The organism is Paraburkholderia sp. (assembly GCF_047605525.1).
In the GTDB taxonomy this organism is placed as follows: domain Bacteria; phylum Pseudomonadota; class Gammaproteobacteria; order Burkholderiales; family Burkholderiaceae; genus Paraburkholderia.
In genome coordinates this window covers 103,203-117,834 of record NZ_JASGFN010000025.1, presented here as the reverse complement: position 1 = coordinate 117,834, position 14,632 = coordinate 103,203, and the positions used below count along the sequence as shown (strand labels likewise).

The window sequence follows — 14,632 nt, the reverse complement described above, 5'->3', positions numbered from 1 at the left end:
GCGATGCGATGACCACGGGCAAGAAGCTGCGGCTCGGGCCGCTGCCGAAACTGGAGTCCACGAAGCTGACCTTCGCGTGCCCGGCCAGCCTGCGGGCCGACCTCGACCGCTACGCGGCGCTGCACTCGCAGACCTACGGCGAGGCGGTCGATGCCGTGACGTTGATCCCGCACATGCTGGAGGCGTTCATGGCGGGGGATCGGGGATTCAGGAAGGGAGCGACGGCGAAGGCCGCGCCACCGAAACAAGCCTGATTTTGTTGGTTCATCCGGTGTCGCCCACGACAAAAGCGCAGCCTACGGGCTGCGCTTTCGCTTTTGGAGTGGATTGCACCATGCTAAAAGCTACAACAGCGATGCGCCCTGGCTCGCCGGAGCGCTCCTACGCTTGCCACCGCAAAGCGCCTATGTGGCACCTAGCCTAAAGAGCAGTAGGAGCGCGTAATGGTCGATTTTTGACCTAACCTATTGCCCCACAAGACCTTTCACGCTGCTGCCTGTCCGCATCAAAGACTTGACAACGGACATTTTTCATTGCGCCGTCCGGGGCACGTGACAGCCCAGGCCCTACCCGGCTTCCCTCCCGATTATTTCCGTTTCGTGACAGCCGATGTTAAATTGCGACTTCCGGCGCCCGCCAGAAGCGGGCCCGGCCGCCTCGCTGCCGACGCCGGAATGTCATCGAACACAAATAGAATCGCGCGATTCGCATCCGCGCCCTTCCGTGCCACCCGGCATGGGATCGGAGTAAGCGCCAAGGCGCTCACCCCAATCGACACAGGAGACAAATCGATGAATTGCAAGCCGCTGTTCCGTTCGCTTTCCGTCGCCGCCATATTGACTGTCGGCCTCAGCCAGGCGGCCCAGGCCGCGACCGAAATCCAGTTCTGGCATGCGATGGAAGCCGCGTTGGGCGAACGTCTGAACGACATCGCGAACGACTTCAACAAATCGCAAAGCGACTACAAGATCGTGCCCGTGTTCAAGGGCACCTACGACCAGACCCTCGCCGCCGGCATCGCGGCCTATCGCAGCGGCAACGCGCCAGCGATCCTGCAGGTCTACGAAGTCGGCACCGCGACGATGATGCAGGCGAAAAAGGCCATCATCCCGGTCACGCAGGTATTCAAGGACGCCGGCGTGCCGCTCGACCAGAAGGCCTTCGTGCCGACCATCGCGAGCTACTACAGCGACTCGAAAACCGGCGAGCTGATCTCGATGCCGTTCAACAGCTCGACGCCGGTGCTGTATTACAACAAGGACGCGTTCAGGAAGGCCGGGCTCGATCCGAACCAGCCGCCGAAAACCTGGGCCGAACTGCACGCCGACGCGCAGAAACTGAAGGCCTCGGGCATGTCGTGCGGCTATTCGTCGGGCTGGCAGAGCTGGATTCAGCTCGAAAACTACAGCGCGTGGCACGCGGCGCCGTTCGCGTCGAAGAACAACGGCTTCGACGGCCTTGACGCGCAGCTCGAATTCAACAAGCCGCTGCAGGTCGCGCATATCCAGTTCCTGCAGAACATGGTGAAGGACGGCACGTTCACCTATGTCGGCCGCAAGGATGAACCGGTGTCGAAGTTCTATAGCGGCGACTGCGGGATCATCACGAACTCGTCGGGTTCGCTCGCGACGATCAAGAAATACGCGAAGTTCAATTTCGGCACCGGCATGATGCCGTACGACGAAACCGTGAAGGGCGCGCCGCAGAACGCGATCATCGGCGGCGCGAGCCTGTGGGTGCTGTCGGGCAAGGACCCGGCCGTGTACAAGGGCGTCGCGAAGTTCCTCGCGTATCTGGCCACGCCGCAGGTCGCCGCGAAATGGCATCAGGACACCGGCTATCTGCCGATCACGACCGCCGCCTATGACCTGACGCGCCAGCAGGGCTTCTACGACAAGAACCCCGGCAGCGACACCGCGATCCGTCAGATGCTCAACAAGCCGCCCCTGCCGTTCACGAAGGGCCTGCGTCTGGGCAACATGCCGCAGATCCGCACGGTGATCGACGAAGAACTCGAACAGGTGTGGGCGGGCAAGAAGACGCCGCAACAGGCGCTCGACTCGTCCGTCGCGCGCGGCGACGAACTGCTGCGCCGCTTCGAAAAAGCGGGTAACTAACGAGTAACCAGCGGGTAACCAGTAGATAACCAGGCAGTCGGGGCTTGCGGCGCGAGCGCGCCGCAAGCCGCCGTTGCAGCACACCTTGGGAATCATCGATGGAAAAGCGCTCCAGCTTCGGCACCAGCGTCCTGCCTTACCTGCTCGTCGCGCCGCAACTCATCATCACGCTGCTGTTTTTCCTGTGGCCGGCCGGCGAGGCGCTCTGGCAATCGACGCAAAGCCAGGACGCGTTCGGCACGTCGAGCCAGTTCGTCGGTCTCGCGAACTTCAGGCAACTCTTCGCCGATCCGCTCTATCTGTCGTCGTTCAACACGACGATCGTGTTCTGCGCGCTCGTCACCGTATCGGGCCTCGTGATCTCGCTGCTGCTCGCGGTCTGCGCGGATCGCGTGACGCGCGGCAAGAAGGCCTATCAGACGCTGCTGATCTGGCCTTACGCGGTCGCGCCGGCGATCGCCGCGGTGCTGTGGTCGTTCCTGTTCAATCCGAGCATCGGTCTCGTCACCTATGCGCTCGCGAAGTACGGCGTCGTGTGGAATCACGCGCTGAACGCGGGCCAGGCGATGTTTCTCGTCGTGCTCGCGTCGGTGTGGCAGCAGGTCAGCTATAACTTCCTGTTCTTCTACGCGGGCCTGCAGGCGATTCCGCGCTCGCTGATCGAAGCGGCCGCGATCGACGGCGCCGGTCCGGTGCGGCGCTTCTTCGGCATCGCGCTGCCGCTGCTGTCGCCCACCACGTTCTTTCTGCTGGTGATCAACGTCACCTACGCGTTCTTCGACACGTTCCCGGTGATCGACGCGGCAACCGGCGGCGGCCCCGGCCAGGCGACCCGCACGCTGATCTACAAGATCTTCGCGGAAGGTTTCCAGGGGCTCGATATCGGCAGTTCGGGCGCGCAGTCGGTCGTGCTGATGATCATCGTCGTCGCGCTGACCGTCGTGCAATTCCGCTTCATCGAACGCAGGGTTCAATACTCATGATCGAGAACCGCCGCGGTTTCGACCTCTTCTGCCACGCGGTGCTGCTGATCGGCGTCGCGCTGGTGGTGTTTCCGGTGTACGTCGCGTTCTGCGCGGCGACGATGAGCGAGCACGAAGTCTTCACGGTGCCGCTGTCGCTCGTACCGAGCACGCACCTGTTCCAGAACATCGTAACGGTGTGGACCCAGGGCACCGGCAATGCGGCCGCGCCGTTCAACCAGATGCTGTTCAACAGTCTCGTGATGGCGCTGGTGATCGCGATCGGCAAGATCGCCGTGTCGATGATCTCGGCCTACGCAATCGTGTTCTTCCGCTTTCCGTTTCGCACGCTCGCGTTCTGGCTGATTTTCATCACGCTGATGCTGCCGGTCGAAGTGCGGATTTTCCCGACCGTGGAAGTCGTGTCGTCGATGCATCTGAGCAACACGTACACCGGGCTGACGCTGCCGCTGATCGCATCGGCCACCGCGACGTTCCTGTTCCGCCAGTTCTTCAAGACGCTGCCGGACGAACTGATGGAAGCCGCGCGCATCGACGGCGCGGGCGCGCTGCGTTTCTTCTGGGACGTCGTGCTGCCGCTGTCGCGCACGACGATGGCGGCGCTCTTCGTGATCACGTTCATTTACGGCTGGAACCAGTATCTGTGGCCGATCCTGATAACGAGCCAGCAGTCGTTGACCACCGCGGTGGTCGGCATCAAAGGGATGATCGCGTCCGGCGACACCGCGACCGAATGGCATCTCGTAATGACCGCGACACTGCTCGCGATGCTGCCGCCGCTCGTCGTCGTGCTGACGATGCAGCGCTGGTTCGTGCGCGGACTCGTGGATTCGGAAAAGTAATTCGGCAAGCACACAAGGAAAGAAGGCTAGAACCGCATGGCTGCACTGACTCTGCAAGGCGTCAAGAAGACCTACGACGGCAAACAGTTCGTCTTGCACGGCATCGACGTCGATGTCGCCGACGGCGAATTCGTCGTGATGGTCGGCCCGTCCGGCTGCGGCAAATCCACGCTGCTGCGGATGGTGGCCGGGCTCGAACGCATCTCCGACGGGCAGATCTCGATCGCCGGCAAGGTGGTCAACGAGTTGGAGCCGAAGGATCGCAACATCGCGATGGTGTTCCAGAACTACGCGCTGTATCCGCATATGACCGTGGCCGAGAACATGGGCTACGCGCTGAAGATCGCGGGCGTCGATCGCGCGCAGATCGCAAAGCGCGTGGAGGCCGCCGCGCAAATTCTCGAGCTCGGCGCGCTGCTGCAACGCAAGCCGCGCGAGCTGTCGGGCGGGCAACGGCAGCGCGTCGCGATGGGCCGCGCGATCGTGCGCGAGCCGGCGGTGTTCCTGTTCGACGAGCCGCTGTCGAATCTCGACGCGCGTCTGCGCGTGCAGATGCGCCTCGAAATCCAGCGTCTGCATGCGCGGCTCAAGACCACGAGCCTGTACGTCACGCACGACCAGATCGAAGCGATGACGCTCGCGCAGCGCGTGATCGTGATGAACAAGGGCCACGCCGAGCAGATCGGCGCGCCGACCGAAGTCTACGAGCGGCCGGCCACCGTATTCGTCGCGAGCTTTATCGGCTCGCCGGGGATGAATCTGCTCGAAGGCCGCGTGTCCAACGACGGCGCGACCTTCGATGTCGCCGCCAACGGCCCGAAGCTGCCGCTCGCGGGCGTGCCGTCGATCGGCCGCGAAGTCGCGACGGGCCGCGAATGGACGCTCGGCATTCGTCCGGAGCATATGAGCCCGGGCACGGCGAACGCATCGCCCGCGACGCTCGTCGTCGATTCCTGCGAACTGCTCGGCGCGGACAATCTCGCGCACGGCCGCTGGGGCCAGCACGACGTGACCGCGCGCCTGCCGCACGCGCATCGGCCGGCGGCGGGCGAAGCATTGCAGGTCGCGCTGCCCGCGCAGCACCTGCACTTCTTCGATCCGGCGACGGGACGGCGCGCAAACTGACGCGCAGCGCAAGCGGGGACGGCGAACGAACGGCACCCGGGGTGCCTGCCGCGCCGCTGCCGCCCGCGCCTCGCCGCGAAGTACAATGCCACCTGAACCACCCGCCGCGCGCGAAGACATCGTCCGAGTCCCACGCCGCGCCGGCCGGCCCGACACCGATTACCCATTTACCCTCGACTGCCCGCCCGCATGCGGCCGGCGTCGTCAACGTCTACTGCAAGCAAATGGCTCAATACGTTTTCACCATGAACCGGGTCGGCAAGATCGTGCCGCCCAAGCGCCAGATCCTCAAGGACATTTCGCTGTCGTTCTTCCCCGGCGCGAAGATCGGCCTGCTCGGCCTGAACGGCTCGGGCAAGTCGACGCTGATCCGCATCATGGCCGGTGTGGACACCGAGATCGAGGGCGAAGCAACGCCGATGCCGAATCTGAACATCGGCTATCTGCCGCAGGAGCCACAGCTCGATCCGCAGAAGACCGTGCGTGAAGCGGTCGAGGAAGGCCTCGGCGACGTCTTCAACGCACAGAAGAAGCTCGACGAAATCTACGCGGCCTACGCCGAGCCGGACGCCGACTTCGACGTGCTCGCCGCCGAGCAGGCGAAGTACGAAGCGATCCTCGCGACCTCGGACGGCAGCGCCGAGCAGCAGATCGAAATCGCCGCCGACGCGCTGCGACTGCCGGCCTGGGACGCGAAGATCGAGCAACTGTCGGGCGGTGAAAAACGCCGCGTCGCGCTGTGCAAGCTGCTGCTGCAAAAGCCCGACATGCTGCTGCTCGACGAGCCGACCAACCACCTGGACGCGGAATCGGTCGAATGGCTCGAGCAATTCCTGACGCGCTTTCCGGGCACCGTCGTCGCCGTGACCCACGACCGCTACTTCCTCGATAACGCCGCCGAGTGGATTCTCGAACTCGACCGCGGCCACGGCATTCCGTGGAAGGGCAACTACAGTAGCTGGCTCGATCAGAAGGAAGAGCGCCTGAAGCAGGAAGAAGCGTCGGAATCGGCGCGCCAGAAGGCGATCAAGAAGGAACTCGAGTGGGTGCGCCAGAACCCGAAGGGCCGCCAGGCGAAGTCGAAGGCGCGGATCGCCCGCTTCGAGGAACTGAACAGCCAGGACTACCAGAAGCGCAACGAAACCCAGGAAATCTTCATTCCGGTTGGCGACCGCCTCGGCAATGAAGTGATCGAGTTCAGGAACGTCAGCAAGTCGTACGGCGACCGCCTGCTGCTCGATAACGTCAGCTTCAAGATTCCGGCCGGCGCGATCGTCGGCATCATTGGTCCGAACGGCGCCGGCAAGTCGACGCTGTTTCGTATGCTGACCGGCCGCGAGCAGCCGGATTCGGGCGAGATCGTGCAAGGCCCGACCGTCAGGCTCGCTTACGTGGACCAGAGCCGCGAGGCGCTGGAAGGCACGAAGACCGTGTTCGAGGAAATCTCGGGCGGCGCGGACGTGCTGACCGTCGGCAAGTATGAAACGCCGTCGCGCGCGTATATCGGCCGCTTCAACTTCAAGGGCGGCGACCAGCAGAAGATCGTCGGCAATCTGTCCGGCGGCGAGCGCGGGCGGCTGCATCTGGCAAAGACGCTGATCGCCGGCGGCAACGTGCTGCTGCTCGACGAACCGTCGAACGACCTCGACGTCGAAACGCTGCGCGCGCTCGAAGACGCGCTGCTCGAATTCGCCGGCTCGGTGCTCGTGATCTCGCACGACCGATGGTTCCTCGACCGCATCGCGACGCATATCCTCGCGTTCGAAGGCGACTCGCAGGTCACGTTCTTCGACGGCAACTACCAGGAATACGAAGCGGACAAGCGCGCGCGTCTCGGCGAAGAAGGCGCGCGGCCGAAGCGTCTGCGCTACAAGCCGATCTCGCGTTAAGCGCGGCGCGCGGCCCCGCGCTTAGCCTTGCGGTACACCAGACCGGCGGCCGGCGGGGCACGCGCGTTGCTTGCCTGCCGCGTGATACCCGCGGTCACGCGGCAAGCCGGCGCAATCCGGAGCGTATGCCGGGCCCGCGTACCCGGGAGCCGGTCATCAGCACGCCGTGCCACGCGGCGACGAGGAGACAAGCATGGCGATGTCGAAGGGCAGGCGCTGGATCGTCGGCGTGGGCGGCACGCTGCTCGCGTTGATTCTCGTCGCCATCGGCGTGCTGAAGTTCGCGCAACAGGAAGTCAAGGACCGCGTGAGCGCGGCGCTCGGCCCGCTCGGCAGCGCCGAAAGCATCGACGTCGGCCTCACCTCGGTTCATCTCTCCCACGTTCTGCTCAAAGCGCCGCCCGGCTGGCCGGCGGGCGAGCCGCTGCGCGCGGACGAAATCATCATCACGCCCGACATCCGCGATCTGCTCGCGCGCCGCGTGCACATCCGTGAAATCGTGGTGCGCGGCTTCGATCTGGCCGTGCTGCGCAAGCAGGACGGCTCGCTGAATCTGCTGCCGAATCTGCGCGAATCGCTGAACCGCTCCGATCAGCCCGGCAACGCCGCGGCGCCGTCGATTCCGCGCGAAAAGCAGGTCGACCATATCCGCTTCGAGCAGGGCAACTTCCACTTCTACGACATGACCGTCGGGCCGCCGCCGTTCAAGGTGACCGTCAGCGACGCGAATGCAACCGTCGACAATCTGCATCTGCCGTCGCTCAGCGAGCCGACCAGCGTGAGCGTGCGTGGCTCGCTCAAGGGTCCGGCGCACACGGGCACGGTCACGTTCGACGGCTGGATCAGGATCGCGAGCCGCGATTCGCAGACCACCAGCACGCTGCGCGGCGTCGATATCGCGATGCTCGATCCGTATCTGCTGAAGAAAGCGGGGGCGCGCGCGCAGGTGACGGGCGGCACGGTCGATCTGACGATCGCGTCGACGGTGCGCGACTATCACATGCACGCGCCGGGCAGCGTGACGGTCCACAACCTGCAACTCGCCGAAAGCGACAACCCGCTCGACACGTTCATGTCGATCCCGACGCACGCCGCCGTCGCCGCGCTGCGGGCGCACAACGGCGATATCACGCTGCATTTCGTTCTCGATGGGGATTTGCGCGATCCGAAATTCTCGGTGCGCGAAGGGATTCTCGCGCGCATCGGCGCGGGATTCGCACAGGCGCTCGGAGTCAGCGTCGAAGGGGTCGCGAAGGGGGCCGGCGAGACCGTCAAGGGCCTCGGCAATGCATTGAAGAATCTGTTGGGGCAGTAGCGGCGTCGCGCTAACGCGGACGCCCGTTTCGTCATTCGGCGCGGCTCAGGCGCTCAAACCGGCAAGCCCAGCTCGCGCAACTTCGCCTCCGTTCGCGCCGCGCTCGTGTGATGCACGCCGTGCCAGCCGAGCGCCGTCGCGGCTTCGGCATTCTTCACGTTATCGTCGATAAAAACGAGTTCGGACGGCTCGACGCCCGGCATCTGCAACTCGATACGCCGGCGCATTTCCGCAAAGATCGCCGGATCGGGCTTCACGAGCTTCACCCGCCCCGACACGACGACGTCGCGAAAGCGCCGCAGCACCGGGTAGTGCTCCCACGCATACGGAAAGGTCTCGGCCGACCAGTTGGTGAGCCCGAAAAGCGGCACGTGCGCCGCCTCGAGCTTTTCCATCAGCGCGACGCCGTCTTCGAGCACGCCCGCCACCATCTCGTGCCAGCGCTCGTAGAACGCGCGGATCAGCGGCGCATGGTCGGGAAACTTCGCGATCAGCTCATCCGTCGCTTCGACGATCGGCTGACCGCCGTCCTGGCGGATCACCCAGTCCATCGAGCAGACGTGCGTCAGAAACCAGCGGCGCCCGGCTTCGTCGGGAATCAGCTCGCGATACAGATACTCCGGACTCCAGTCGATCAGCACGCCGCCGAAATCGAACACCACCGCCTTGATCGCCATGCGCGCTCCGTTCACAGAGGTTCTGTCTGGTTATTGCCGCTACGCTCAGACCGGTTGCGTGCGCAACTCGAGCCACGCCTTCGCGTCGCCCGTCACATGTGGCGACAGGCGCGCGCGGACCGTCTCGTGATACGCGTTGAGCCACGCACGCTCGTCGTCGCGCAGCAGCGACAGCTCGATGCAGCGCGTGTCGATCGGACACAGCGTCAGCGTTTCGAATTTCAGGAAGTCGCCGAATTCGGTTTTTTCGGCCGGCACGTTCAGCACGAGGTTTTCGATCCGCACGCCCCACTTGCCCGGCCGGTAAAGACCCGGCTCGTTCGACGTGATCATGCCCTCTTCCATCGCGGTCCACGGCTCGGCCGACGCATAGTGCGAAATGACCTGCGGGCCTTCGTGCACGTTCAGGAAGTAGCCGACGCCGTGGCCGGTGCCGTGGCCGTAGTCGGCGCCCGCCTGCCAGATCGGCGCGCGCGCGATCGCGTCGAGCATCGGCGAGCGGATACCACGCGGGAATTGCGCGCGCGACAACGCGATCATGCCCTTCAGCACGACAGTGAAATCGCGCCGCTGCGCATCGCTCGGGGTGCCGACCGGCACGACCCGCGTGATGTCGGTCGTGCCGCTCAGGTACTGGCCGCCGGAGTCGATCAGCAGCAGACCGTCGCCCTCGATCACCGCGTGCGATTGCCCAGTCGCGCGGTAATGCGGCATCGCGCCATTCGCGTTGAAGCCCGCGATCGTCGCGAAGCTCAGCGACACGAAGCCGGGACGGCGCGCGCGGGCCGCGGTGAGGCGTTCGTCAATGGTGAGCTCCGTGATGCGCTCGCGGCCCAGCGCGCTTTCGAACCATGCGAAGAATTCGGCGAGCGCGGCGCCGTCCTGCTCCATCGTCGCGCGCACGTGGGCGGCGTCGGCGGCGGTCTTGCACGACTTCAGGAATGTCGACGGATTGACCGCCTCGATCACCTTGACCGACGACGGCACCGCCTGCAGCAAGCCGTACGTGATACGGCGCGGATCGATCAGCAGCGTGCTGCCGGCCGGCAGCGCGGCGAGCGCGTCGGCGGCCTTTGCGTATGGCTCGACGCTGATGCCGTCGCGCGCGAGCACACCGGCGAGTTCCGGCGGCACCTTGCCGTCGGCGATAAAAAGCGCCACGCGATCCGCACCGACGAGCGCATGCGCGACGAACACCGGGTTGTAGCTGACGTCGGCGCCGCGCAGGTTCAGCAGCCACGCGAGATCGTCGAGTGTCGAGATGAAGTGCCATTGCGCGCCCTTGTCCGCCATTGCGCGGCGCACCTGCGCGAGCTTTTCCGAGCGCGCGACGCCCGCCTGCGGCGCGGCGTGCTCGAACACCGCGTCGGCCGGCAGCGGCGGACGCTGTGCCCAGATCGCGTCGAACAGATCGACGTCGGTGCGCAACTGCACGCCGCGCGCGCCGAGGGCGGCACTCAACGCCCGCGCCGCCGCGACGCCGAGCACCGCGCCGTCCACGCCGACCGTGCCGCCGCTCGCGACGTTCTGCGCGAGCCATTCGAAATGCGGGGTGGTCTGCTGGCCGCCGGTCATCTTCATCAGCTCTACGCCGGTGCCGGCGAGTTGCGCGTTGGCCTGCTCCCAGTAGCGGCTGTCGGTCCAGACGCCGGCGAAATCGGCGGTGACGACCAGCGTGCCGGCCGAACCGGTAAAGCCCGACAGCCACTGGCGGCCTTGCCAGCGTCCAGGCAGATACTCGGACAGGTGCGGGTCAGCGGACGGCACGAGGTAAGCGGCGATGCCTTCGCGCGCCATCGCGGCGCGCAGGCTCGCGAGACGCTCGGGTATGGAGGAGGTTTCGGGAAGTCGGGCGTTCATGGAATTACCTGCAAGGATTCATCGACGGCCTGGTCGACGGGAGAGGAGGCCGACCGTCATGGCGACGGCGATCAGCGCGACGGCGGTGCACACCGGCCATTCGAGAATGTCGCCGTCATGGAAGAGACCGGTCACGTTGCCGGCCATGCGCGCGATGCTCGCGCCGAGCACCCCGGCCACGAGCGCGATCCACCAGCGGGCGCGATTCGCACGGCGCAGCGGATGCAGCCACCAGCCCGCGATGCCGATCGCCGCCCCGAGCACGAGGATGCCTGGCCAGCCCATCAGAAACGGGCTCCGACGGGATGCACACAGAGCGGCAAAAGTGGGGACAACGACGGCGGCAGCGACAACAATTTCAGATTCGTCTCATAGGCGAAAGGAGCCGGCAACGCTAGCATTTTTGCCTCTTTAACTATAGAAGTTCAGCATGGCGCTTTCCGCATAGCGGTTGAGTTTAGGGGTCGGGGTGTGCTTAGGCAAGCTGCAAGTCTGACGAAAACGCCTGCTCCCGCTCGTTGCCAGGCTGACGCCGTGCCATGCGCATCGCCCTTATCGAACCGGACGTGCAACACGCCAAACTGGTCGACCGGCTCATTTTTGCCGGTGGCCATGTCTGCCAGCATTTCACCACCAGCGCTGCATTCCTGCAGCACGCCACGGACCAGTTCTTCGATCTTCTGATCACTGAAAGCTGGGCCGGCGACCATTGCGCCGAGGACGTGATTCCGCGCGCGCGCTCCATTCTGCCGGGCCTGCCGGTCATGATGCTGATGTCCGCGCCGCGCGAGAGCCAGATCGTCGCCGCGCTGCATGCCGGCGCCGACGACTGCCTGAGCAAACCGGTGCGGGGCCCCGAGATGCTGGCCCGGGTCGAAGCGCTGCAGCGCCGCGCCGGCCTGCGGCGGCCGGCCAACCGGCGGCGGGATATCATCGGCGGCTACTCGTTCGACGCCGCGAGCTTCGCCGTCACCTTCCGCAATCTGACCGTCGTCCTGACCCCCAAGGAATTCCGCCTCGCGCTGCTGCTGTTCAACAATCTGGCGCGCCCGGTGTCGCGCGCGCATATCCTCGAAACCGTCTGGTCGCGGCGCCGCGACGTAAAGTCGCGCACCATCGATACCCACGCGTCGCGCGTGCGCAGCAAGCTGCAACTGCGCCCGGAGCTTGGCTATTCGCTGACGCCGGTCTATGGTTACGGCTACCAGCTCGACGCAGTGCCGCTGGAAAGCATGGCTGACGCGGGCTGACGCATGCACGGTATATGGCGTGCAGGATGTAAGAATCGTGGAAACGCTATAATATAAGGCTGAACGATAGCTCCCCAAAATGCAGCTTCTAACGATCGGAATCAACCATCACACTGCGCCTGTCGCCTTGCGCGAACGCGTGGCGTTTCCGCTCGAACAGATCAAGCCTGCTCTGGATACGTTCAAGGGCGTCTGGCTGGGTCGCACGGCCCCCAACGCGCCGGAAGCGGCGATCCTCTCCACCTGCAACCGCACCGAACTCTACTGCGCCACCAACGACCTCGCCGCCCGCGAAGCGGCGATCCAGTGGCTGTCGAAGTACCACAACCTCCCCATCGACGAACTCGCGCCTCATGTGTACGCGCTGCCGCAATCGGAAGCGGTGCGCCATGCGTTCCGGGTGGCGTCGGGGCTCGACTCGATGGTGCTCGGCGAAACGCAGATCGTCGGGCAGATGAAGGACGCAGTGCGCACCGCGTCCGAGGCCGGCGCGCTCGGCACCTACCTGAACCAGTTGTTCCAGCGCACCTTCGCCGTCGCGAAGGAAGTCCGCAGCACGACCGAAATCGGCGCGCAGTCGGTGTCGATGGCGGCCGCCGCGGTACGTCTCGCGCAGCGCATTTTCGACAAGATCGCGAATCAGCGCGTGCTCTTCATCGGCGCGGGCGAAATGATCGAGCTGTGCGCGACGCACTTCGCGGCACAGCATCCGCGTGAGCTCGTCGTCGCGAATCGCACCGCCGAGCGCGGCATGCGGCTCGCCGAGCGCTTCAATGGCCGCGCGATTCCGTTGTCGGAGTTACCGGCGCGGATGCACGAATTCGACATCATCGTGTCCTGCACCGCGTCCACGTTGCCGATCATCGGCCTCGGCGCGGTCGAGCGCGCAGTGAAAGCGCGCCGTCACCGGCCGATTTTCATGGTCGACCTCGCGGTGCCGCGCGACATCGAACCCGAAGCCGGCCAGCTCGAAGACGTGTTCCTGTACACCGTCGACGACCTCGGCGTGATCGTCCGCGAAGGCAATGCGTCGCGGCAGGCCGCGGTCGCGCAGGCCGAGGCGATCATCGAAACGCGCGTGCAGAACTTCATGCAGTGGCTCGACGCGCGCAGCATCGTGCCGGTGATCCGCCACATGCACACGCAGGCCGACGCGCTGCGCCGCGCCGAAGTCGAACGCGCGCAGAAAATGCTCGCGCGCGGCGACGACCCGGCCGCGGTGCTCGAAGCGCTGTCGCAAGCGCTCACCAACAAGCTGATCCACGGTCCCACGCACGCGCTCAATCGCGCGAGCAGCGACAACCGCGACAAGCTGATCGAGCTGATGAGCGGTTTCTACAAACACTCCGGCTCCCCGGAACGTTAGCGGCGCAGTCATCGCCGCGCCGTGCGCGCCGTACCAGGCGGCTCGCGACGCGCTTCCGCCCCGGGCCTCCGCCCATTCCCTGGCAGTTTTCCTTTTCGGAGTCCGCTCCGCTACCCGCCCGATGAAAACGAGCATGCAACGCAAGCTCGACCAGCTCACCACCCGGCTGGCCGAACTGAACGACCTGTTGAGCCGCCAGGGCATCACTTCCAACCTCGACCAGTACCGCAAGCTCACGCGCGAACACGCGGAGCTCGGCCCGGTCGTCGAGCATTACGGCCGTTGGCGCCAGGCGCAGAAAGACGCGGCCACCGCGCAGGAGCTGCTGACCGACGCGTCGATGCGCGATTTCGCCGAAGAGGAAATCCGCGCGGCGCGCGAGCGCATGGAGACGCTCGGCGTCGAGCTGCAGAAAATGCTGCTGCCGAAAGACCCGAACGACGACCGCAACATCTTCCTCGAAATTCGCGCGGGTACCGGCGGCGACGAGTCCGCGCTGTTCGCGGGCGACCTCCTGCGCATGTATCTGCGCTATGCCGAGCGCAACCGCTGGCAGGTCGAGATGATGTCGGCGAGCGAATCGGACCTCGGCGGCTACCGCGAAGTGATCGTGCGGATCGCCGGCGACGCCGCGTATTCGAAGCTCAAGTTCGAGTCGGGCGGGCATCGCGTGCAGCGCGTACCGGCCACCGAAACGCAGGGCCGCATCCATACGTCGGCGTGCACGGTCGCCGTGATGCCGGAAGCGGACGAGATCGGCGAGGTGGAAATCAATCCGGCCGATCTGCGTATCGACACGTTCCGCGCGTCGGGCGCCGGCGGCCAGCACATCAACAAGACCGACTCCGCGGTGCGCGTCACGCACCTGCCGACGGGGATCGTCGTCGAATGTCAGGACGACCGCTCGCAGCACAAGAACAAGGACCGCGCGCTGAAGGTGCTCGCCGCGCGCATCAAGGACAAGCAGGCGCACGAGCAGCAGGCGAAGGAAGCGGCGACGCGCAAGAACCTGATCGGCTCGGGCGACCGCTCGGAACGCATCCGCACCTATAACTTCCCGCAGGGGCGCCTCACCGATCATCGCATCAACCTGACGCTGTATCGCCTCGACGCGATCATGGACGGCGATCTCGACGAACTGATCGCGGCGCTCGTCAGCGAGCACCAGGCAGAGTTGCTGGCCTCGCTCGGCGACGCGGACTGACCGC

Annotated in this window: 13 protein-coding genes; 10 read left to right on the top strand and 3 right to left on the bottom strand. The window is 65.3% G+C overall.

The annotated features are described in order from the left end of the window. The first annotated feature begins 8 nt into the window (after positions 1–8). From QM685_RS29450 to QM685_RS29420, 7 genes are all read left to right on the top strand, one after another. On the top strand, positions 9–254 hold the full coding sequence (locus QM685_RS29450; protein WP_415122080.1) for a DUF2274 domain-containing protein: 246 nt from the start codon (positions 9–11) through the stop codon (positions 252–254). Between the two features lie 537 nt (positions 255–791). Beyond that, positions 792–2,117 (top strand): sn-glycerol-3-phosphate ABC transporter substrate-binding protein UgpB, encoded by a 1,326-nt coding sequence (ugpB, locus tag QM685_RS29445; protein ID WP_415122067.1) that lies wholly within the window; start codon positions 792–794, stop codon positions 2,115–2,117. Positions 2,118–2,215: 98 nt separating this feature from the next. Continuing rightward, complete coding sequence (gene ugpA / locus QM685_RS29440) at positions 2,216–3,100, top strand: sn-glycerol-3-phosphate ABC transporter permease UgpA (RefSeq protein WP_415122065.1); 885 nt, start codon at positions 2,216–2,218, stop codon at positions 3,098–3,100. Then, entirely contained in the window at positions 3,097–3,942 is an 846-nt protein-coding gene (gene ugpE, locus QM685_RS29435) for a sn-glycerol-3-phosphate ABC transporter permease UgpE (protein WP_415122063.1), read from the top strand. Before ugpA ends, ugpE begins: the two co-directional genes overlap by 4 nt. A 36-nt stretch (positions 3,943–3,978) precedes the next feature. Further along, the gene (locus QM685_RS29430; RefSeq protein ID WP_415122061.1) at positions 3,979–5,067 is read left to right on the top strand and encodes a sn-glycerol-3-phosphate import ATP-binding protein UgpC; all 1,089 of its coding nucleotides are present in this window, start codon (positions 3,979–3,981) and stop codon (positions 5,065–5,067) included. A 224-nt stretch (positions 5,068–5,291) separates the two neighbouring features. Continuing rightward, a complete protein-coding gene (gene ettA / locus QM685_RS29425) occupies positions 5,292–6,956 on the top strand; it encodes an energy-dependent translational throttle protein EttA (RefSeq protein ID WP_415122059.1) in 1,665 nt (554 codons plus the stop codon). A 193-nt stretch (positions 6,957–7,149) separates the two neighbouring features. After that, positions 7,150–8,271, top strand: coding sequence for a DUF748 domain-containing protein (locus QM685_RS29420; protein WP_415122057.1), 1,122 nt, complete (start codon positions 7,150–7,152; stop codon positions 8,269–8,271). Positions 8,272–8,324: 53 nt separating this feature from the next. On the opposite strand, the gene QM685_RS29415 is transcribed toward QM685_RS29420, so the two are convergent. Genes QM685_RS29415 through QM685_RS29405 form a run of 3 tightly spaced genes read right to left on the bottom strand, consistent with a single transcriptional unit; the run spans position 8,325 to position 11,093 of the window. Then, a complete protein-coding gene (locus QM685_RS29415; RefSeq protein ID WP_415122055.1) occupies positions 8,325–8,948 on the bottom strand; it encodes an HAD family hydrolase in 624 nt (207 codons plus the stop codon). Positions 8,949–8,993: 45 nt separating this feature from the next. Next, positions 8,994–10,808, bottom strand: a complete 1,815-nt coding sequence (locus QM685_RS29410) for an aminopeptidase P family protein (RefSeq protein ID WP_415122053.1) — start codon at positions 10,806–10,808, stop codon at positions 8,994–8,996. Positions 10,809–10,826: 18 nt separating this feature from the next. Continuing rightward, positions 10,827–11,093, bottom strand: coding sequence for a hypothetical protein (locus QM685_RS29405; RefSeq protein WP_415122051.1), 267 nt, complete (start codon positions 11,091–11,093; stop codon positions 10,827–10,829). Positions 11,094–11,347: 254 nt separating this feature from the next. On the opposite strand from QM685_RS29405, the gene QM685_RS29400 reads away from it, so the two are divergent. The 3 genes from QM685_RS29400 to prfA all read left to right on the top strand — a co-directional run bounded on the left by QM685_RS29400 (position 11,348) and on the right by prfA (position 14,628). Beyond that, positions 11,348–12,058, top strand: a complete 711-nt coding sequence (locus QM685_RS29400; protein ID WP_415122049.1) for a response regulator transcription factor — start codon at positions 11,348–11,350, stop codon at positions 12,056–12,058. A 79-nt stretch (positions 12,059–12,137) separates the two neighbouring features. Then, on the top strand, positions 12,138–13,424 hold the full coding sequence (gene hemA, locus QM685_RS29395) for a glutamyl-tRNA reductase (RefSeq protein ID WP_415122047.1): 1,287 nt from the start codon (positions 12,138–12,140) through the stop codon (positions 13,422–13,424). A 121-nt stretch (positions 13,425–13,545) separates the two neighbouring features. Further along, positions 13,546–14,628 carry a peptide chain release factor 1 gene (gene prfA / locus QM685_RS29390; protein ID WP_415122045.1) on the top strand — a complete coding sequence of 361 codons (1,083 nt, stop codon included), beginning with the start codon at positions 13,546–13,548 and terminating at the stop codon, positions 14,626–14,628. The last annotated feature ends 4 nt before the right edge of the window (positions 14,629–14,632 follow it).